At 69.9% G+C, this 19,345-nt stretch carries 18 protein-coding genes; 5 read left to right on the forward strand and 13 right to left on the reverse strand.

All coding sequences use genetic code 11. The features are described 5' to 3' along the window. Positions 1-31 precede the first annotated feature (31 nt). On the forward strand, positions 32-1,690 hold the full coding sequence (locus ACXJJ3_RS17075; protein ID WP_458171117.1) for a carboxylesterase/lipase family protein: 1,659 nt from the start codon (positions 32-34) through the stop codon (positions 1,688-1,690). On the opposite strand, the gene ACXJJ3_RS17080 is transcribed toward ACXJJ3_RS17075, so the two are convergent. Then, entirely contained in the window at positions 1,687-2,553 is an 867-nt protein-coding gene (locus ACXJJ3_RS17080; protein ID WP_458171119.1) for a LysR family transcriptional regulator, read from the reverse strand. The two genes, ACXJJ3_RS17075 and ACXJJ3_RS17080, sit on opposite strands and share 4 nt — an antisense overlap. A 69-nt stretch (positions 2,554-2,622) precedes the next feature. Between ACXJJ3_RS17080 and ACXJJ3_RS17085 the strand changes: the two genes are divergently transcribed. After that, complete coding sequence (locus tag ACXJJ3_RS17085) at positions 2,623-3,411, forward strand: nitrilase-related carbon-nitrogen hydrolase (protein WP_458171120.1); 789 nt, start codon at positions 2,623-2,625, stop codon at positions 3,409-3,411. 1 nt (position 3,412) lies between these two features. Here ACXJJ3_RS17085 and ispF read toward each other — a convergent pair whose 3' ends face one another. The 3 genes from ispF to ACXJJ3_RS17100 are packed head-to-tail and all read right to left on the reverse strand — an operon-like array spanning position 3,413 to position 5,076. Then, positions 3,413-3,883, reverse strand: coding sequence for a 2-C-methyl-D-erythritol 2,4-cyclodiphosphate synthase (gene ispF / locus ACXJJ3_RS17090; RefSeq protein ID WP_458171121.1), 471 nt, complete (start codon positions 3,881-3,883; stop codon positions 3,413-3,415). Then, positions 3,880-4,578: a 2-C-methyl-D-erythritol 4-phosphate cytidylyltransferase gene (gene ispD / locus ACXJJ3_RS17095; RefSeq protein ID WP_458171122.1), complete on the reverse strand. Its 699-nt coding sequence runs from the start codon at positions 4,576-4,578 to the stop codon at positions 3,880-3,882. Before ispD ends, ispF begins: the two co-directional genes overlap by 4 nt. Positions 4,579-4,590: 12 nt before the next feature. Next, positions 4,591-5,076, reverse strand: coding sequence for a CarD family transcriptional regulator (locus ACXJJ3_RS17100; RefSeq protein ID WP_130446326.1), 486 nt, complete (start codon positions 5,074-5,076; stop codon positions 4,591-4,593). Positions 5,077-5,373: 297 nt separating this feature from the next. On the opposite strand from ACXJJ3_RS17100, the gene ACXJJ3_RS17105 reads away from it, so the two are divergent. Then, positions 5,374-6,069, forward strand: coding sequence for a hypothetical protein (locus tag ACXJJ3_RS17105; RefSeq protein WP_458171123.1), 696 nt, complete (start codon positions 5,374-5,376; stop codon positions 6,067-6,069). A gap of 547 nt (positions 6,070-6,616) precedes the next feature. Here the strand turns inward: ACXJJ3_RS17105 and ACXJJ3_RS17110 are convergent. The 3 genes from ACXJJ3_RS17110 to ACXJJ3_RS17120 all read right to left on the reverse strand — a co-directional run bounded on the left by ACXJJ3_RS17110 (position 6,617) and on the right by ACXJJ3_RS17120 (position 9,605). Beyond that, complete coding sequence (locus tag ACXJJ3_RS17110; protein WP_458171125.1) at positions 6,617-7,633, reverse strand: iron-siderophore ABC transporter substrate-binding protein; 1,017 nt, start codon at positions 7,631-7,633, stop codon at positions 6,617-6,619. Positions 7,634-7,713: 80 nt separating this feature from the next. Then, a complete protein-coding gene (locus tag ACXJJ3_RS17115; protein ID WP_141858161.1) occupies positions 7,714-8,391 on the reverse strand; it encodes a response regulator transcription factor in 678 nt (225 codons plus the stop codon). Continuing rightward, complete coding sequence (locus tag ACXJJ3_RS17120) at positions 8,388-9,605, reverse strand: sensor histidine kinase (protein ID WP_458171127.1); 1,218 nt, start codon at positions 9,603-9,605, stop codon at positions 8,388-8,390. The genes ACXJJ3_RS17115 and ACXJJ3_RS17120 overlap by 4 nt, the downstream gene beginning before the upstream one ends. Positions 9,606-9,801: 196 nt before the next feature. On the opposite strand from ACXJJ3_RS17120, the gene phoU reads away from it, so the two are divergent. Then, positions 9,802-10,512 (forward strand): phosphate signaling complex protein PhoU, encoded by a 711-nt coding sequence (gene phoU / locus ACXJJ3_RS17125; RefSeq protein WP_458171128.1) that lies wholly within the window; start codon positions 9,802-9,804, stop codon positions 10,510-10,512. Positions 10,513-10,599: 87 nt separating this feature from the next. Here the strand turns inward: phoU and ACXJJ3_RS17130 are convergent, their stop codons facing one another. From ACXJJ3_RS17130 to ACXJJ3_RS17150, 5 genes are all read right to left on the reverse strand, one after another. Next, a complete protein-coding gene (locus tag ACXJJ3_RS17130; RefSeq protein WP_458171129.1) occupies positions 10,600-12,564 on the reverse strand; it encodes a hypothetical protein in 1,965 nt (654 codons plus the stop codon). A 1,278-nt stretch (positions 12,565-13,842) separates the two neighbouring features. Next, the gene (locus tag ACXJJ3_RS17135; protein ID WP_458171130.1) at positions 13,843-14,589 is read right to left on the reverse strand and encodes a phosphoglyceromutase; all 747 of its coding nucleotides are present in this window, start codon (positions 14,587-14,589) and stop codon (positions 13,843-13,845) included. A 9-nt stretch (positions 14,590-14,598) separates the two neighbouring features. Next, a complete protein-coding gene (locus ACXJJ3_RS17140; protein ID WP_458171131.1) occupies positions 14,599-15,087 on the reverse strand; it encodes a YbjN domain-containing protein in 489 nt (162 codons plus the stop codon). Then, positions 15,084-16,376 (reverse strand): D-inositol-3-phosphate glycosyltransferase, encoded by a 1,293-nt coding sequence (mshA, locus tag ACXJJ3_RS17145; RefSeq protein ID WP_458171132.1) that lies wholly within the window; start codon positions 16,374-16,376, stop codon positions 15,084-15,086. Before mshA ends, ACXJJ3_RS17140 begins: the two co-directional genes overlap by 4 nt. A 4-nt stretch (positions 16,377-16,380) precedes the next feature. Continuing rightward, the gene (locus ACXJJ3_RS17150; RefSeq protein ID WP_458171133.1) at positions 16,381-17,250 is read right to left on the reverse strand and encodes a helix-turn-helix transcriptional regulator; all 870 of its coding nucleotides are present in this window, start codon (positions 17,248-17,250) and stop codon (positions 16,381-16,383) included. Positions 17,251-17,352: 102 nt separating this feature from the next. Between ACXJJ3_RS17150 and ACXJJ3_RS17155 the strand changes: the two genes are divergently transcribed. Continuing rightward, positions 17,353-18,096 carry an SDR family oxidoreductase gene (locus ACXJJ3_RS17155; RefSeq protein WP_458171134.1) on the forward strand — a complete coding sequence of 248 codons (744 nt, stop codon included), beginning with the start codon at positions 17,353-17,355 and terminating at the stop codon, positions 18,094-18,096. Here ACXJJ3_RS17155 and ACXJJ3_RS17160 read toward each other — a convergent pair. Beyond that, positions 18,068-19,273 carry an amidohydrolase family protein gene (locus ACXJJ3_RS17160; protein ID WP_458171135.1) on the reverse strand — a complete coding sequence of 402 codons (1,206 nt, stop codon included), beginning with the start codon at positions 19,271-19,273 and terminating at the stop codon, positions 18,068-18,070. The genes ACXJJ3_RS17155 and ACXJJ3_RS17160 overlap by 29 nt on opposite strands. Positions 19,274-19,345 lie beyond the last annotated feature (72 nt).

Consider the following 19,345-nt stretch of genomic DNA (forward strand, 5'->3'; position numbering starts at 1 on the left):
CACACACGAATAGATCGAAAGCGAGCAGGCAATGGACCACAACGACGGGCAGAGTCGCCGACGACCGCGTGCCCGGCGGCTCGGAGGACTGCTGATCGCGGCCTTGCTCACGAGCTCGGTGGCAGCGTGCAGCGGCGCGGCCGATGCCGCGACGAGCACCCGCAGTACGCCGGCAACGCCCGCGCCGACCGTCGTCTCGACCGACACGGGCGCCGTCCGCGGCAAGCTCACCGAGCACGCCCGGCTCTTCCAGGGCATCCCGTACGCCGCTCCGCCGGTCGGCAAGCTCCGCTGGGCGTCGCCGCAACCGGCCGCGTCGTGGCACGGGGTCCGCAACGCCACGAAGCCCGGGAACCGCTGCGCCCAGGCCGAGGGGCTGATCGACCCGGCGAGCACCACCGAAGACTGCCTGTACCTCAACGTCACCACGCCCCGCGACAGCAGCACCCGCAAGGTGCCGGTCATGGTGTGGATCCACGGCAACGGCTTCATCAGCGGAGCCGGCAGCCTGTACGACGCGCAGAAGCTGGCGGACAGCGGCCAGGTCGTCGTGGTCAGCCCGAACTACCGGCTGGGCATCTTCGGCTTCCTCGCGCACCCGGCGCTGGACCACGGCGGAGCCCGGCAGCTCTCCGGCAACTTCGGCCTCGAGGACCAGCAGGCGGCGCTGAAATGGGTCCAGCGCAACGCGGCCGCGTTCGGCGGCGACCCGGGCAACGTCACGATCTTCGGTGAGTCCGCCGGTGGCACCAGCGTCTGCTCGCAGCTGGCCGCGCCTGGCTCGGCGGGCCTGTTCCAGAAGGCGATCGTGCAGAGTGCCGAGTGCACCGGCCGGAAATGGTCACCCGGGCCGCCGACCTGGTTCCCGCTGCCGCGGTCCGAGCGTGAGGAGCACGGCCTCGACGTCGCGACCAAGGTCGGTTGCTCCAAGCCGGCGACCGCCGCGGCCTGTCTGCGGTCGAAGTCCACGGAAGAGCTCGTCAAGTGGTCCGACGACGGTGTCGGATCCGGCCCGACGGTCGGCGGCGGCATGCTGCCGATCAGCCCGGAGGTCGCCTTCGCGACCGGCCGCTTCAACCACGTGCCGGTCATACAGGGCACCACGCGGGACGAGCACAGGCTGTTCACCGCGGCGATCGAGACGGCAACCGGAGAGGTGGCGACCCCCGCCAGCTACCGCGAGCAGATGCACACGCTCTTCAGCCCGTCGGACGCCGCACGGGTGCTGGCCCGCTACCCCGTCGACAAGTACCGGTCCGCCGGCGAAGCGCTGTCGGCCGTCGTCACCGACTGGGCGTGGGGCTGCGAGGTGCTGCCCAGGGACCGCGCCATCGCCGCACACACCCCGCTGTATGCGTACGAGTTCGCCGACGACACCGCGCCGTGGTTCACCACGCTCCCGAAGCCCAACTTCCCGACTGGCGCGTTCCACGGCGCCGAGCTGCAGTACCTCTTCAACGACGAGCAGCTCCCCGGCCCGAGCACGCCCGCGCAGAAGCAACTCGCCGCGACGATGATCAGCTACTGGACGCAGTTCGCCCACACCGGAAACCCGAACAGCGCGGGTCAGCCCCAGTGGCAGCCGTTCCAGATCAAGGGCAACGTCCAGTCCCTCGGCTCGTCGAGCATCACGTCCGTCGACCTGGCCAAGGAACACCAGTGCGCCTTCTGGGGCTCGATCGGCTCCTAGCTGGTGCGGGCGACCTCGGCGGCAGCTTTCACGAAACGTTCGGTGAGCGGCGTCCGGGTCGCCCACGCCGCTCCCGTCCACCAGGTCGCCGCCCGACCCGGCAGCGGGACCAGCCGGACCTCCGGCGGTGCGATCCGCTCAGCCGTCTGAGGTACGACGGCCGGTCCCGCCCCGGCCGCCGTCAGCGCGAGGACCGTCTGCAGGTCCCCGGCCTCCTGAAGTACTTGCGGATGGCAACCAAGTTCGGCGTACAGGCTGTTGATCTGTGCGGTCAGCCCCGCTCCCCGCGTGGGCGTCAGCCGGATCAGCGGCCGGGCGTCGATCCAGCTGACGAGATCGCGCGGCAGCTCCTGCCCGGCCGGCACCGCGAGCGCCAGCCGGTCACGCCGCAGCCGGAGATGCTCCAACCCGCCCGGCACCGGCAGCCGTACGAATCCCACCTGCAGGCTCCCCGCCAGCAGACGCTCGCACTGCACCGCCGACGGCAGATCCTCCAGCGAGATCGTCACCCCCGGCCAGCGACTCCGGAACAGCGCGACCGCCCGCGGCGCCAGCTCGATCCCGGACAACCCGAACCCGATCGCCAGCGACCCTTCCGTCCCGGCCGCGACCTGCGCGGCCCGCCGCTCGAACGCCTCCGACCGCTCCAGCAACTCCAGCGCGTCAGCCAGCAGCAGCTCCCCGGCCGGCGTCAGCCGCGCCCCATGCCGGCCGCGGGTGAACAGCACCGTCCCGACCCGGCGCTCCAGGACCTGGATCTGCTTGGTCAGCGCCGGCTGACTGGTCGACAGCTCAGCCGCTGCCGACCCGAAGTTCCGCAGCCGGGCGACCGTGACGAACGCCCGGAGCAGCCGCAGATCCATAACCTCAGGATATGGAATCCGGTCAAACGGTGATGGACGTCATGGACGCCTCAGCGTTTCGATGGCTGCATGACGACCTTCCGCGCAGCCGTTGCCCAGTTCGAGCCGACCCCCGACGAGCCCTCCGTCAACCTCGCCGCGGTCGAGCGGCTCGCCCGGGAGGCGGTCGCGGGCGGCGCCCGGCTGGTGGTGTTCCCGGAGCTGTGCCTGCTCGGCTACTGGCATCTTCGCAACCACACCCGCGAGCGGTTGCTCGAGCTCGCCGAGCCGGCCGACGGGCCGTCCGTCGCGCAGGTAGTTGCCCTGGCCAAGGAACTCGACGCCGGGATCGGCCTGGGATTCCTGGAGAATGCGGACGGAGAGTTGTTGAACGCGTACGCCGTGTGCCTGCCGGACGGGCGCGTCCACGTGCATCGTACGCTGCACGCGTTCGAGCACGAGGCGATCGCGAGCGGATCGACGTACACGGTGTTCGACACGCCCTGGGGATTCCGGGCCGGGCTGCTGATCTGCTGGGACAACAACCTGGTCGAGAACGTCCGGATCACGGCGTTGCTCGGTGCAACGGTCCTGATCGCGCCGCACCAGACCGGCGGCACGAACTCCCGCAGCCCGCACGGCATGAAGCCGATCCCGCTGTCGGTCTGGGAGAACCGGCTGACCGACCCGGGCGCCGTCGAGGCCGCGTTCAACGGCCCGAGCGGCCGCGAGTGGCTGCTCCGCTGGCTGCCGTCGCGGGCCCATGACAACGGCCTGTTCGTTCTCTTCAGCAACGGAGTGGCAACGAACTCAACCCACGAGAAGCGCGCTTCTCACCAGACCCGGTGGAGCAGTTGCCTGCTACTTCTGGTTCGGTAGATCAGTAGATGAGGGCGGTAGCGAGCGCCGCGATGCCCTCGCCGCGGCCGGTGAGACCCAGGCCGTCGGTGGTGGTCGCGCTGACCGACACCTCGGCATCACACGCCGCGCTCAGCGCCTTCTCCGCCTCTTCCCGCCGCGCCGCGAAGCGCGGCCGGTTCGCGACCACCTGAACGGATACGTTGCCGATCTCGAACCCCGCCGCCCGCACCCGGCGCGCAGCCTCCGCCAGCAACGACGCACCGGAGGCGCCGGCCCACTCGGGTTCCGCCGTACCGAAGTTCGAGCCGAGGTCGCCCAGCCGGGCAGCACTCAGCAGCGCGTCGCAGATCGCATGCGCGGCGACGTCCCCGTCGGAATGCCCCGACGGCCCCGACGTCTCCTCGGGCCAGTGCAGCCCGGCCAGCCACATCGGCCGGCCTTCCTCCAACGGATGTACGTCGACGCCCGTGCCGACCCGCGGCACCTTCACGACAGCCGCCTCTCCGCGAGCAACGCCTCCGCCAGCAGCAGGTCCTGCGGTCGCGTCACCTTGAACGCGTCCGGCGAACCCTCGACCGTCTGCACGGTGATCCCCATCCGCTCGCACATCATCGCGTCGTCGGTCACCCCAACGTCCGCCCCGGCCGCATGCGCCCGCCGCAGTACGTCGGGAGCGAAACCCTGCGGCGTCTGCACCGCGACCAACGTCGACCGGTCCGGCGTGTCCACGACCGCACCGCCCGGCCCGACCACCTTGATCGTGTCCGTCACCGGCACCACCGGTACGACGGCCGCGGCCCCGGCACGCACCGCCGCCACGACCCGCTCGATCGCGTCGACGGGGACGAACGCCCGCGCCGCGTCGTGCACGAGAATGCAGTCGATCCCGTCGTCGGGCAGTACATCCAGCGCCGCCCGGACCGAATCCGGCCGCTCGGCGCCGCCGGCCACCACCATCAGCCGCGCGTCACCGACGTACGGCGTGAGCTCCTTGGCGACCGTCTCCTCGGCGCCCGCGGGCACCGCGACCACGAAACAGACGAGATCGGCGGCGGTTGCTGCCGTCAGGCCACGCACCGCGTGGACCAGCAGCGAATCGCCACCGACCTCTCGAAATGCCTTCGGTGTCTCACCACCCAGCCGCAGGCCCAACCCGGCCGCGGGAATCACGACCGCGCTGCTCATGCGACTGTTGTGTTAGGAAGCGAGGACCTCGTCGAGGATGGCCTCGGCCTTGTCCTCGTTGGTGTGCTCGGCCAGCGCCAGCTCGGAGACGAGGATCTGGCGAGCCTTCGCCAGCATCCGCTTCTCACCGGCGGACAGACCGCGGTCGCGCTCCCGGCGCCACAGGTCGCGGACGACCTCTGCCACCTTCAGCACGTCACCGGAGTGCAGCTTCTCCAGGTTCGCCTTGTAGCGTCGCGACCAGTTGGTCGGCTCCTCCGTGTGCGGTGCACGCAGCACGTCGAAGACGCGCTCCAGGCCGGCCTGATCCACGACGTCACGCACGCCGACGAGATCGAGATTGCACGCGGGGACCCGGACGACCAGGTCGTTCTGAGCGACGATCCTCAAGACCAGATAGGTCTTGTCCTCACCTTTGATCTGACGGGTCTCGATGTCCTCGATGACGGCCGCTCCGTGATTGGGGTAAACAACCGTCTCGCCGACTGTGAAAGTCATGTGTGAAGTGCCCCTTTCCGAGATCTATCCTACCACGTGACGCGTGGTCCGGTCGGGGCGTTTGCGCTGGTCAGGGCCCACTTCCTGCCTTGACAAACGGTCTCCGGGATGCATCGTGCGCGCGTGTGCCGTTGCCTCGGACATCGGTGATGGGGATCCCGGCGTCCGGCCCGCGACGGCCGCGGGCTACGCTTTGGGGCGCCGGAGGCCGCTGCCTGACGGTGCCACAAGAGTTCCACAGTTGTCCTGCACACAGTGCCGACTCAGGCCGAATCAGCTTGCACGAGAGGGATTCCAGTGCCGATCACGTTGTCCTCGCGGTTCGCCCGGCGCGCCGCGCTGGCGGGTGCCGCCGCCACCCTCAGTCTCGCGCTCGGGGCGTGCAGCGCGAGCTTCGATGCGCCGACCCTGCAGCCGTACCAGGCCGCCGAGGGGACGAACATCGACAGCGGCCAGATCAAGGTCCGCAACCTGCTGGTGCTGTCCGACGCGGCCGGCAAGGGCGAGCTGCACGGCGTGATCGTGAACGACGGCGACGCGGCCGACACCCTGGTCGGGATCGCGCAGGCCCCGGCCGGCACCCAGGACGGCCAGGACGGCAGCTGGCAGGCCGGTCAGGTCACGTTCACCGGCCTCAAGGACCCCGTCGACCTGCAGCCGAACTCGGCGCTCCTGCTGGCCGGCACCACCGCCGCCGAGGCCCAGGCCGCCGGTACGGCGACCCCGGGCGCCTCGGCGACTCCGGGCGCGACGGCCACCCCCGGCAAGACGGCCACTCCCGGCACGTCAGCAACGCCGGGCACCCCGACCGAGACCCCGACGGCATCGACCCCCGGCGCCGAGGACAACGGCCCGTCGATCGTCGTCACCGGCGCGAAGCCCGGCCAGATGGTCAACGTGACGATCACCTTCGGCACCGCGGCGCCGATCTCGACGTACGTCCCGGTCCTCACCGACAACCACTACTCGCCGACCCCGCCGCCGGCCGAGTAGCCCCACCCCGCCCGGCGGGCCGGCCGCCCGGCCCGCACCCGTGCGCACCAGCCTGCAGCCGGCCACACCCTCCTGCCCGCACCGGCCAGCACCACCCACACCGGACCGCCCATAGCCGCCCGCCCACACCAGGCCGGCCCGCACCCGCGCCCTTTCAGCGGTTAACCCCTGAAAGGGCCCGTTCAACACCCGCATGCAGCATGCAAAGGGACAGCTTCAGCGGTTAACCACCCAAACTGCCCCCTGCATCCGGGCGCCCGCAACCGCCCACCCGCACCGAACCGGCCACAGCGGTCCGCCTGCACCCGCGCCCACACGAGGCCGGCCCGCACCCGCGCCCTTTCAGCGGTTAACCCCTGAAAGGGCCCGTTCAGCACCCACATGCAGCATGCGAACGGACAGCTCCGGCGGTTAACCACCCAAACCGCCCCTGCATCCGGGCGCCCGCAGCCGCCCACCCGCAGCAGCCCACCAGCGCGCGCGCTTCGGCGGTTAGCCCCTGAAAGGGGCCGTTCAGCGCCTGCATGCGGTATGCGAAGAGTCCGGCTTAGTTCTTGGTGGCGGCTGCGGCCTTGGACAGGCCGGGGATGACCTTGTCGAGCACCCATGGGACGCTCAGCACGCTGACCGCGCTCATCCCGGAGATGACCTGCTGGTCCTGCAGCGGGTACGCGCCGCCGCTCTTCACCGCCTTCAGCGACGAGTAGACCGGGTCGGCCAGGAACTTCTGCGTCCCGATCCCGTCGACGTACGCGATCAGAACGTCGGCGTCCACGTCCGCGACCTTCTCCTTGCTGATCGTCAGCGAGAACTCCTTCTTGGAGTTGGTCTTCTCCAGCGCCTCGACGCCGGGCGCGTTCTTGAAGCCCATCTCGTTCAGGATCTGCACCCGCGGGTCGCCCGGCATGTAGACGTAGTTCTCGGCGCCGAACGAGCCGACCGTGACGGTCTTGCCCTTGAACTCGGGGTGGTCGGCCGCGACCTGCTTGATCTTGTCCTGGATGCCGGTGATCAGCTTCTCCGCGTCGGCCTTCTTGCCGAGCGCCTCGCCGACCAGCAGCGTCTGGTCCTGCCAGGTGGTCTGCCAGGGCGCCCCCGGGTACGCGACGGTCGGCGCGATGTCGCTCAGCGTCTTGTACGTCGCCGCGTCGAACCCCTCGTACGGCGCCAGGATCACGTCCGGGTTCAGCGCCGCGATCTTCTCGAACGGGTACTTGTCGCCGGTGTCGAGCAGCGTCGTCTTGGACTTGTCGAACTTGTCCGCGTCCCACGCGGTGACGCCGTCGGCGGTCTGCCCGTAGGTGACCTTCGGCATCCCGACCGGGGTCTCGCCGAGCGCGTAGACCACGTCCTGGGCGTTCCAGCCGAGCGTGACGATCCGCTCCGGCTTCTTGGTGATGGTCGTCTCGCCGAACGTGTTCTTCAGCGTGACCGGGAACCCGGACGACGCCGTACCGGCCGAGCTGGCCGCCTTGTCGTCGCCGCTGCCGCACGCGGCCAGCGAGGTCGTGGCGAGCAGCACGGTGGTAACCGCGCCGACGACCTTCTTACGGGACCAGGACATGAATGACTCTCCTTAGCTTGCCTCAACTAAGGAGAGCCTAAGCTAACCCCAATGGCCGTCGCGACTCGTGGGGGTGTGACTCAGGACTCGAACTTGTATCCCAGGCCACGCACGGTGACCAGGTGCTGCGGATTCGACGGGTCCTTCTCGAGCTTGGAACGCAGCCGCTTCACGTGCACGTCCAGGGTCTTGGTGTCACCGACGTAGTCGGCACCCCAGATCCGGTCGATCAGCTGGCCGCGGGTCAGCACCCGCCCGGTGTTCCGGAGCAGCATCTCGAGCAGCTCGAACTCCTTCAGCGGCAGCCGGATCTCGGTACCGCCGACGGTCACCACGTGCCGCTCGACGTCCATCCGGACCGGCCCCGCCTCGAGGGTGTCCGGCAGCAGCTCGACGTCCTGGCCACGCCGCAGTACGGCGCGCACGCGGGCGAGCAGCTCGCGCGGGCTGTACGGCTTGGTCACATAGTCGTCCGCGCCCAGCTCGAGCCCGACGACCTTGTCGACCTCGGTGTCCTTGGCGCTCACGATGATCACCGGGACGTTGCCCCGGCTGCGCAGCGCCCGGCAGACCTCGGTGCCGGACAGGCCCGGCAGCATCAGGTCGAGCAGGACGATGTCCGCACCGGCACGGTCGTACTCGTCCAGCGCGTCCGGCCCGGTCTCCGCGACGGCGACCTCGAACCCTTCCTTGCGCAGGACGTACGACAGCGCGTCGCTGTAGCTCTCTTCGTCTTCGACGACCAGCACTCGGGTCACGAAGCTGTCTCCTTTGCGATCTGACCCACCGGGGTAGGCGGCGGGTAGGCGGCCGACTCCTCCTGGCTGGGGGAGTCGGTCTGGCCCGGTGCGGGTTCGAACCGCAACGGGAGTCTCATGGTGAACGTCGAGCCCTGGCCCTCGACGCTCCAGACCCGTACGTCGCCGCCGTGGATGGAGGCGATGTGCTTCACGATCGAGAGGCCGAGCCCGGTGCCGCCGGTCTCCCGGCTGCGGGCCCGGTCGACCCGGTAGAAGCGCTCGAAGATCCGTTCCAGGTCACTGCTCGGGATCCCGACGCCCTGGTCGGACACGGTGACCTCGACCAGGTCGCCGATCGGGTGCGCGGCAACCGCGACCCGGGTCCCGTCCGGGCTGTAGTTGATGGCGTTCTCGACCAGGTTGCCGACCGCCATCGCCAGCTGGTCCTCGCTGCCCAGCACCTCGAGCTCGGGCTCGGTCTTGACCACGATCTTGATGTCCCGGTCGTCGGCGTCGATCCGGCAGCGGTCCACCGCGGTCTCGATCACGCCGTTGATGTCCACCGGGCCCGGGTTCTCCAGCGGGTCGTCGCCCTGCAGCCGGGACAGCTCGATGATCTCCTTGACCAGCCGGCTGAGCCGCGACGCCTCGATCCGCATCCGGTCCGAGAACCGCTGCACGGCCTCCGGGTCGTCGGACGCCTCCGACACCGCGTCGGCGAGCAGGATCAGCGCGCCGACCGGGGTCTTGAGCTCGTGGCTGACGTTCACGGTGAAGTCCCGGCGGATCGCCTCCAGCCGGCGCTCCCGGGTCCGGTCCTCGACCAGCACCAGGACCAGCTGGCTGCCCAGCGGCGCCACCCGGGCACTCACGTACTGCGTGGCGCCGAGCCGGCCGCGGACGATCTCCAGGTCCTGCTGGCGGATCTCCCCGTCCCGGCGGACCTGGCGGACCATCGTCAGGATGTCGTCGACGACAAGCCGCTCACCGCGGACGATGCCGAGCACGTGCGCCGGCGCGCTGGCCTGCAGGACCTGGTCCTCCGGGCCCATCACGACCGCGCTCGAACGCAGTACGGACAGCACCGTGGCGACGCCGTTCGGGACGATCGGCTCCGGGGACTCCGGGATCTTGCGCTGGGCCCGCTCGGAAAGCATCATCGCTCCGAGCGAAAGCAGAGCCAGGGCCGCGCCGATGACGCCGCCCAGCACCGCAGCCAGCGTGGGGTCCACGGCAACGATGCTACGCGGGCAACCAGCAGGGAAAGACCGAATGATCACCGGATGACCGGGACACGACTCAACTGTTCATCAGGCGTTCACCACTCGTCGCCGTCCGGCAACCTCGACGGCATACGGTCACCGATGGGCGGGTACCTTGCGGGTGCCCGACCGCGGCACCGGACACCACAGATCGGATTCGAACACCATGCGTGACAGTTACCACGAGCAGCTCGACGACATCCTCGCCGAGCTGGAGCGGATGACGCGGACGGTGTCCACCGCCGTACGCCGCTCCACGGCCGCCCTGCTGGAGGCCGACATCCGCAAGGCCGAAGAGGTCATCGCGGCCGACATCCAGCTCGATGCCGCCGGTGAAGGTGTCGAGGAGAAGGTCTTCGAGCTGATGGCGCGGCAGTCGCCGGTCGCCAACGAGCTCCGGATGCTGGTCGCCGCGCTCCGGATGGTCGCCGACCTGGAGCGGATGGGCGACCTGGCCGCGCACGTGTCGAAGATCGCCCGGATGCGCTACCCGGCGCCCGCGATCCCGACCGAGCTGCACGACGTGATCGAGTCGATGGGCTCGGTGGCCGGCAAGATGGTCGACGCCGCCGGCGACGTGATCGCCTCCCGCGACGTCGAGGCGGCCGGCAAGCTCGAGGCCAGCGACGACGAGATGGACAAGCTGCGCTCGAACCAGTTCCGGCTGATGATGGACGCGGACTGGCCGCACGGCGTCGAGGTCGCCGTCGACATGGCGCTGCTCAGCCGGTACTACGAGCGCATCTCCGACCACGCGGTCGCGATGGCCCGCCGGGTCGTGTACCTGGTCACCGGCGAGCTCCCGGTCGCCGTCGGCGGCACCGCGGCCGGCTCCGGCGCGGGCGCCTCGGCGCCGAACCCGAACGGCAACGACTGACCTGACTCTGCGGCAGGCGCCCCCGGTTTGTTGCCGGGGGCGCCTGTTTTTGTTCGGCGGGCGCTTCTGTTCAGCGGGCGCTTCGGTTCAGCGGGCGATGGCGATGTCCGCCTTGAGCGGGCTGTCCGCGGACAGCGACCAGGCCGACCGGTTCTCGAAGCCCGGGTTGTGGATGTCGAGGTTGATGCCCTCGATGTGGTCGAAGTTGACGAACATGCCCGGGCTGGTGGCCGCCTGCCGGGTGCAGATCCCGAACTGGATCGACACCGACGACTTTCCCTTCACCAGGTCCGTCACGTCGATCCCGCCCTGGTGGTCGGAGGCGTTCATGTAGAACCACGGCCAGTAGTCACCGGCATCCCGGCTCCAGATCAGCTGGCCGTCGACCCACAGTTGCTTGAACATCTCGCCGAACCGCGCCTGCTCCGGATCCGCGTGCCAGAACGAGATCTCGTACCGTGACTGGCCCGGTTTCACCCGGACCTGCTGGGTGGCGGTGGCGCAGGTGTTCGCCGGGATCGGCCCGTTCGGAACCGTGAACGACAGCCACCCGTTTCCGTACATCGCCCGGTTGTCCGGGCCGATCTTGACCGAGTTCCCGCGCGGACCCTGGACCGGTACGTACGGCCGGCCCCGGTACCCGGCGTACGCGGCGCCGATCGCATTGAAGATCCGGGCAGGCCGGTCGATCGAGTAGATGTCGATGTACGGCTGCATGGTCGGGTAGTTGCGGGTCAGCTCCCAGTCCCGGTTCTGCTCGAAGCCGCCGTTCCGTACGACGACACCGCGGCCCGTGACGTCGTCGATGCTCCAGTCCAGCGGCCACCAGCCGACACCGCGCTGATCGAACAGGCGGAACGTGACCTTGGCGGACGTCTTACCCTTCAGGGCCGCGGTCAGGTCGACCGTCGTCGTCAGCCAGGTCTCCTTCGGGTCCTCCTCGACGTCCGCCTGCCAGACCACCTGGTCGTCGACGAGCACCTGTTTGAACTGGTACCCCAGCAGACCACCGACGTCGGGATCCCTGTGTTTGAAGGTGATCGACCGTGGACCATTGCCGGAGACAACCATCTGCTGGGACGCGGCCGCATAGCTCCCGTCGACGGTCGACGTGAAGTTCCCGACGCTGAGGCTCAGCCGGCCGTTGCCGCTGTGTCCCCAGAAGCTCCAGCTCGGCTCCTGCAGATCGATCCGCACCGGAGCGCCGTACGCGATGACCCCGTCCAGCCGCCCGTCCTTCAGGTACGGCGTGGCGCGGTGCAGGACGTCGGCGACGTACCGCTCGTCCGGGGGGATCATGCCGTCGAGAAAGCGGCCGGTGTATACGAGCAGGGCCAGGCTGAGGCCCGCGGGACGCAGTACGTCGAGGGCTGAGTTGAGCCGGGGTTCGAGCCAGGTGGGGTCGATCGAGTTGTTGACGTAGCCCGTGTACGGGAAGATCACGCCGTCCAGGGCGTCCTTGATCTTGTCGGCCGTGGCGGTGGTGATGTCCCAGGAGTACAGGGTCACGTACCACTTCAGGTGCGGGTTGACCGCGTTCATCGCGGCCCGGACCTGGCCGAGGTAGTCCTTCGTGAACAGCGTGCTGTTGGCGCCGACCAGGAAGTCGTCGATCCCCCACGACTTGATGTTCGGGTAGACCAACGAAAGCTTCGCAAGCTCGGTCGCCCAGCGGATGTAGTCGGTGTTGAACGGCCGCGAACACCGCCCGTCGAGGTACCGCACGGGGTTCGGGAAGCACTCCGACGGCGGGACGAGGTACACCATCACGTCGATCCCGGCCCGCGCCGCGGCCGGCGCGAACTCCAGCCGCAGGTCGTCCCAGTCGGTCGCCTTGTCCCAGATGCCGAACGTGTACATCGTCGCGTGCATCTGCCGCAGCCGCCGAATCGTCGCCGGCGTATCAATATGCCGAAACCCGTCCGCCCGCGGCCGGGCCTCACGAATCTTCGCCTCGACCGTGTTCCCACCTTCCATCGCGGACAGGAACGGAACCTTCGCGGGTGGCCCGGCCGCGGCCCGCGGCACAGCCCCCGGGATCACCAACAACACAACCAACAGAATCCAGACACGACGCATCATTCCGTCCTCCAGAGCGGTGGAATACGGATATCTTCGATATTCTGAAAGTAAATCCGGTAAATAAGAGATTAAGCCCGCATCTGCAGGTGGGCAAGACCTCACCCCAAGTACGCGCACCTTGAGCGCGGGCGCGGGCGCCCTGGCGCACCCTCCACCGCATCCGCACGCCGACGACGCCGAGCCGGGATCCGCGATGCCGGGAAGCCGGCGTGCTCCGCAGTACCGGAGTACCGGGGCGCCGGGGCGCCGGACACGGTGCTCCGCGGTCGCCGTGCACAAGAGGGGACAACCCCCTAGGTTGCCGGTTCTCACCTCGCCTCAAGCGGACAGAACCGTCAAGCCCACGGGTTATCCCCTCGCGTACCCGAAGGGTCAGCAGCCGGACTCGCAAGGATCCGCGCGGCCAGGCGACCTGCGCACGTCACCAGCTCCGCGCCGCGCCACCACCCAGCCCGGTGGTACCTGGCGCGCACCCCCGGCGAAGCCCGGAACCAACAGCCGCACCGCAGGCGCGACCCTCCCACCCCCACCACCCGAACCCGCGCCACCACCCCAGCCCAGTAGCGCCTGGCCCGCACCCCGGCGAAGCGGACAACAAACGGCCGCGCTGCAGGCGCGACCCTCCCACCCCCACCACCCGAACCCGCATCAACGCCCCCGCTCGGCACCACGCACGCGCACCCGGCGAAGCCGGCAACAGCCAGCCGCGCTCCAGGCGCGACCTTCCTGCGCGACCACCCGAGCCTGCGCCAGTACCTCGGCCCGGTGGTACCCGACGCGCACCCCGGCGAGCAGTAGGCAGCCGCGCCGAAGGCGTGTCCTTTCTGGGTCACCACCCGACGCTGCGCCAGTACCCCAGCCCGGTAGGGCCCGCCGCGCACCCGGCGAAGCCGGCAACAGGCAGCCGCGCCGCAGGCGTGTCCTTTCCGGGTCACCACCCGAAGCTGCGCCAGCACCTCAGCCCGGTAACACCTCACGCGCACCCGGCGAAGCCGGGGACCAGGCAGCCGCGCCGCAGGCGCGACCTTCCTGCGTGACCACCCGAGCCTGCGCCAGTACCTCGGCCCGGTGGTACGCGACGCGCACCCCGGCGAAGCCGGGCAGTAGGCAGCCGCGCCGAAGGCGCGACCTTCCCGCCCCACTACCCGATCCCGCACCAGCGCCTCGGCTCGGTGGTCGCACCCCGGCGAAGCCGGGCATAAGACAGCCGCGCCGAAGGCGTGTCCTTTGGCGCGGCTGGGGTGAGGGTTAGCGGCCCTGGTTCTTGACTGCTTCGATGGCTTCCTTGGCGGCGTTGGGGTCGAGGTATTCGCCGCCGGGGGTTACCGGCTTGAAGTTGTCGTCGAGTTCGTAGAAGAGCGGGATGCCGGTCGGGATGTTCAGGCCGACGACCGTCTTCTCGTCGAGGTCGTCGAGGTGCTTGACCAGCGCGCGCAGGCTGTTGCCGTGCGCGGTGACCAGGACGGTCTTCTGAGCCCGCAGATCAGGGACGATTGCGTCGTACCAGTACGGGAGCATCCGCTCGACGACGTCCTTCAGGCACTCCGTGGTGGGCAGGAGTTCCGGCGGGAGGGCGGCGTAGCGCGGGTCGCCGGCCTGGTCGTACTCGGAGCCGCGTTCGATGGCCGGCGGCGGGGTATCGTACGACCGGCGGAACAGCATGAACTGCTCTTCGCCGAGCTCGTCGAGGGTCTGCTTCTTGTCCTTGCCCTGCAGGCCGCCATAGTGCCGCTCGTTCAGCCGCCAGGAGCGGCGGACGTCGATCCACTGGCGCTCGGCGACCTCGAGGGCGATGTTCGCGGTCCGGATCGCGCGGCGCAGTACCGAGGTGTGCAGTACGTCGGGCAGCAGGTCGCGGTCGCGGAGCAGCTCGCCGCCGCGCTGCGCCTCCTCGACACCCTGGGCGTTCAGGTCGACGTCGACCCAGCCGGTGAAGAGGTTCTTGGCGTTCCAGTCGCTGTGGCCGTGGCGGAGCAGGATCAGGCGATAGGTCATACCCGAAGACTACCGAGGCTCCAGCCAGCCCTTGAAAGCGTCCAGGTTTCGGGTGGATTCGCCGCGCGAGACCCGCCATTCGTACTCGCGCCGGATGGACGTCGCGAACCCGAGTTCGAGGATCGTGTTGAACGACGTGTCGGCGTACTCGAGCACCGCCCCGAGCAGCCGGTCGACCTCACTGGGTGTGATCGCGTGCAGCGGTACCCGTCCGTCGAGGTGGATGTCGCCGAGGTGGTCGACGGCGAAGGCGACGCCGTACATTTTCAGGTTCCGCTCGAGCAGCCACCGGTACACGGCGGCGTGGTTCTCGTCCGGGTGCCGCGCGACGAACGCATGCACGTGCACCGCCTGCGGCCCGACGGACAGCGTCACGGTCGTCTTGAGTTTCCGCTCCCCGGGCAGGTCTGCCGCGAAGATTCCCACCTCGTCCTCGGTGAACGACAGCTCGTTCTCCACCAGGACCTGGCGGATCACGTCCGCCGCCGCGACTCTCACCCAGCCACCTCCGCGGCGATCTCGGCCGCCATCGTCTGCGCCGCGGTCCGGTACGCCGCGAGCGTCCTGCGCGCGGTCAGTTCCCACCCGAACCCCTGGGCGTGGGTGACCGCCGCGCGGCCCATGGTCTCGCGTACGGCGGGATCCGTCGCGATCCGCGCCAGCGCGTCGGCGAAGTCGTCGACCCGGTGCCCGTGGACCAGGTACCCGGTCTGGCCGTCGACGACCGCCGTACCGAGACCGCCGACCGCCGCCGCGACCACCGGCGTACCGCAGGCCTGGGCCTCGAGCGCGACCAGCCCGAAGGACTCCGAGTACGACGGAACGCACACGACCGACGCCGCCCGGTACCACGTCGCGAGCCGCGTCCGCTCCATCGGCTTCACGAACCGGGTCACGTCGTCGACGCCGAGCGCCCGCGCCAGCTCGGCGTGCGACTCGGGGTGCTCCATCCCGTTCCCGGACGGGCCGCCGATGATCGCGACGACGAGCCGCGACCGGAGCCCCGGGTCGCGTTCGAGCATCCGTGCCGCGGCCCGGATCAGCAGATCGGGCGCCTTCAACGGCTGCAGCCGCCCGACGAACGCCAGTACGACGGCATCCGCCGGCAACCCGAGCTCGTGCCGGGCCGAAGACTGCGAACCGGGGTGAAACAGCTCCAGGTCGACGCCCGGATTCACCACCTCGACCTTCGCAGGCGAGGCGCCGTACAGCCCGATCAGCTCCCCCGCCTCGTCGGACGTGTTCGCGAGCAGCCGGTCCGCGGACTCGACGACCTGCTCCTCGCCGATCAGCCGGGCGGGCGGTTCCGGTACGTCGTCCTCGGCCAGGCTGGCGTTCTTCACCTTGGCCATCGTGTGCATCGTGTGGACCAGTGGGACCGCCCAACGATCGCGGGCGAGCAGCCCGACCTGGCCGGACAGCCAGTAGTGCGAGTGGATCACGTCGTACCACCCGGGCTCGTGGATCGCCTCGGCGCGCAGTACAGCGCGGGCGAACGTGCACAGCTGGGCGGGCAGCTCGTTCTTGGTCAGCCCCTCGTACGGGCCGGCGGCAACGTTGCGGACCGTGACACCGGGCTGCAGCTCGACGCGGGCGGGCAGCACGGACGCGGTCGCCCGGGTGAACACGTCGACCTCGATCCCGAGCCCGGCCAGCTGCTTCGACAGCTCCACGACGTACACGTTCATGCCGCCGGCGTCCCCGGTTCCGGGCTGGTCGAGCGGTGACGTGTGCAGGCTGATCATCGCGACCCGCCGGATCGGACGGTCGGCGGAGGGTTGGGTCACTCCGTCAGGGTATCTCCGGGACTTCCGCGGGCCGATCCGCGTCCACGGCCGTCCAGCTGGCGAGGAGCCGGAGGTTCTGTTCGGACGCGGATCCGGGCTCGACGGTGTACGTGACGAGCAGCTGGTCCGGTTCGCCCGGCGGTTGCAGCGTCTCGTACCGCACGGTGATGTCGCCGACCAGCGGGTGGTGCTGCGTCTTGCTCCCGAACGTCTTGTCCTTCACGTCGTGCCGCGCCCAGTGGTCCCGGAACTCGGGGCTGCGGATCGACAGTTCGCCGATCAGCTCGGCCAGCTCGGGATCGTCGGGGTAGCGGCCGGCGTACATCCGCAGGTAGCCGACGGTCTCGTCGGCGACCGTCGCCCACTCCGGGTAGAAGTCGCGCGACGCCGGGTCGAGGAACACCAGCCGCGGGATGTTGCGCTCCTTGCGGTCCATGCCGTCGAAGTCGGCGATCAGGGCGGCGGCGAGCCGGTTCCACCCGAGGACGTCCATCCGCGGGCCGAGGACGAACGCGGGCACGTCCGGCATCGCGTCGAGCAGCGCCTGCAGACCCGGCCGAAGGCGCTGGGCCGGACGACGTCGCGGCGCCCGGCGCACGGGTTTCGCCAGCAGTGCAAGGTGTGTGCGTTCGTCGTCGGTCAGCCTGAGTACGTCGGCGACCGCGTCGAGGATCTCCTGGGAGACGTTGTCGGTCCGGCCCTGCTCGAGCCGGACGTAGTAGTCGGCGCTGACGCCGGCGGCCTGCGCGAGCTCCTCGCGGCGCAGGCCGGGGACCCGGCGCCGCCCGCTGTATACCTTGATGCCGAGCTCCTCCGGCTGCACGCGGGCCCGCCGGGACTTGAGGAACTCGCTCAGCTCCGCACGACGATCCATGCCTCCAGTATCCAGACCGGCCGGATCGCCAACCTGGTCCTGCCAGAACCAGGCTCGACAGACACCTGGGTAAGCCGTCGCGACCGCCCCAGGATCGATGCCATGACCAACTTGAGCACTCGCACCGCAGTAGTCACCGGCGCCGCCAGCGGTATCGGCGCCGCGATCGCCACCCAACTGGCCGAGGCCGGTGCCGCGGTCGCGCTGGTCGCCCGGCGGCAGGACCGCCTCGACGACCTGGCCGGCAAGCTCGGCGACCGGACCTTCGGTGTCGGGATCGACGTCACACAGCAGGAAAGCGTGGAAAACGGTTTCGGAAAGATTCAGAAACGCCTGGAAACCGTCGACCTGGTGGTGAACGCGGCCGGTGTGATGCTGGCCGCCCCGATCGCCGACGGCCGGCTCGACGACTGGACCCGGATGATCGACACGAACGTCACCGGCGTACTGCGGCTGATCCACGCGTTCACGCCCGACCTGATCAAGGCCGCGGGCGACGGCCGGACCGCCGACCTGGTGAACATCTCGTCGATCGGCGCGCACGCGATCTTCCCCGGGTACGCCGTCTACGGCGCGACGAAGGCCGCCCTCACCCAGCTGTCCGCGGCGCTCCGCGCGGACCTCTCGCCGTACGACGTCCGCGTCACGAACATCGAACCGGGCCTGACCGACACCGAGCTCGCCACCCACCTGGACGCGCCCGGGCAGGACCTGATCGCGTCGATGAACGACCAGATCGGCCCGCTGCACGCCGACGACATCGCGGACGTGGTCACGTTCGCGGTCAGCCGCCGGCGGGAGCTGAACCTGCGTCAGGTCATCGCCCTGCCGACCCGCCAAGCCTGACCCCGGCCAGGAAGACGTTCGTTGGCGCGGCCAACACCGTGATGTCCACGGCCGGATCCCCGGGTACGACGAGCAGGTCCGCGTCCGCGCCCGGGCGGATCCGGCCTTTCGGGACCCGGAGCGCGTCGGCGGCGGCCGACGTACCGGCGATCAGCGCGGCCGTCGCGGGGACGCCGGCCTCGACGTATTCGGCGAGCGTGGCGGGGAGCAGGCCGTGGGGTTTCGCGGGGCCGATTCCACCGTCGGAGCCGGCGATGAGCTGGACGCCGCCGTCGTACAGCCTCCGCACCGCTTGCTGAAGGGCCGCCTCGCTGACGCCGGCCTTCGCGACCAGTTCGAGGATCTCCGGTGGTACGACGACCGACCGGTCCGAGCCGAGCGTCCCGCACACGGAGATCCCGGCGAGATCTGCGAGCAGCTTGTCGTCGACGAGTACGCCGTCCGGGGTCAGGCAGGTGCAGTGCTCGATCCCGTCGACGCCCGCGTCGACCGCTTGACGCACGGCGGCGAGCGCATGGGCGTGCGCGGTGATCGGCACGCCGTGCGCGTGGGCCTCGTCGACCGCGGCGGTCAACTCGTCGAGAGTGAACTGGGCGCTCATGGTGTCGGTGCCGGGTGTGAGAACACCGCCGCTCGCCATCACCTTCACCACGTCGGCGCCGTTCGCAACGCGCTCCCGGACCGCGGCGCGCATCGCCTCCACTCCGGAGACCTCGCCGCCGAACTTCGCACAGTGCCCGGCGACGCTGGTCAGCGGCGTCCCGGACGCGACCACCGTCGGCAGCCCGGACGGGGCGTCGGCGCGCCACTTGAGGACAGCGTCGTACGGGTCGCCGAGGTCGCGGACCGTGGTGACGCCGGCTGCCAGGTGGATCCGCAAGGATCGCTCGATCGTCGCCGCCAGCGCCCGTCGGGTCGCGGCCATACCAGCCGTCCGAGCGGCGATCTGCAGGTTCCCGAGCCGGTCCAGCGCGCCCGGCCCGGCGTCCGCGGTCAGGTGGACGTGCGCGTCGACCAGTCCCGGCAGAATCGTGCAGCCCGGAAGCTCCTGCACGTCCGCCGGAGCCTCGCGCACCAGCGCGACCACCTTCCCGTCGTCGATCAGTACGACGTTCTCGGTCAGGAGACGTTCGCCGTCGAAGATCCGGTCCGCCCGCAGCGCGATCATGGCTCGCATTCTCTCAAGGTGGGTCTACCCCCACCCCGGGAGACGGACTCGCACCACTGCTTTACCGGGCGTCCGCCGAAA

The sequence above is a fragment of the Kribbella sp. WER1 genome (genome assembly GCF_054189145.1).

What these genes read in the sequence shown, in the direction of transcription:
- ACXJJ3_RS17150 (WP_458171133.1), bottom strand. Translation starts at nt 17,250, where the DNA reads ATGGATCGTCGTGCGGAGCTGAGCGAGTTCCTCAAGTCCCGGCGGGCC.
- ACXJJ3_RS17110 (WP_458171125.1), bottom strand. Translation starts at nt 7,633, where the DNA reads ATGTCCTGGTCCCGTAAGAAGGTCGTCGGCGCGGTTACCACCGTGCTG.
- ACXJJ3_RS17155 (WP_458171134.1), top strand. Translation starts at nt 17,353, where the DNA reads ATGACCAACTTGAGCACTCGCACCGCAGTAGTCACCGGCGCCGCCAGC.
- ispD (WP_458171122.1), bottom strand. Translation starts at nt 4,578, where the DNA reads ATGAGCAGCGCGGTCGTGATTCCCGCGGCCGGGTTGGGCCTGCGGCTG.
- ACXJJ3_RS17100 (WP_130446326.1), bottom strand. Translation starts at nt 5,076, where the DNA reads ATGACTTTCACAGTCGGCGAGACGGTTGTTTACCCCAATCACGGAGCG.
- ACXJJ3_RS17085 (WP_458171120.1), top strand. Translation starts at nt 2,623, where the DNA reads ATGACGACCTTCCGCGCAGCCGTTGCCCAGTTCGAGCCGACCCCCGAC.
- ACXJJ3_RS17075 (WP_458171117.1), top strand. Translation starts at nt 32, where the DNA reads ATGGACCACAACGACGGGCAGAGTCGCCGACGACCGCGTGCCCGGCGG.
- ACXJJ3_RS17135 (WP_458171130.1), bottom strand. Translation starts at nt 14,589, where the DNA reads ATGACCTATCGCCTGATCCTGCTCCGCCACGGCCACAGCGACTGGAAC.
- phoU (WP_458171128.1), top strand. Translation starts at nt 9,802, where the DNA reads ATGCGTGACAGTTACCACGAGCAGCTCGACGACATCCTCGCCGAGCTG.
- ACXJJ3_RS17080 (WP_458171119.1), bottom strand. Translation starts at nt 2,553, where the DNA reads ATGGATCTGCGGCTGCTCCGGGCGTTCGTCACGGTCGCCCGGCTGCGG.
- ACXJJ3_RS17160 (WP_458171135.1), bottom strand. Translation starts at nt 19,273, where the DNA reads ATGCGAGCCATGATCGCGCTGCGGGCGGACCGGATCTTCGACGGCGAA.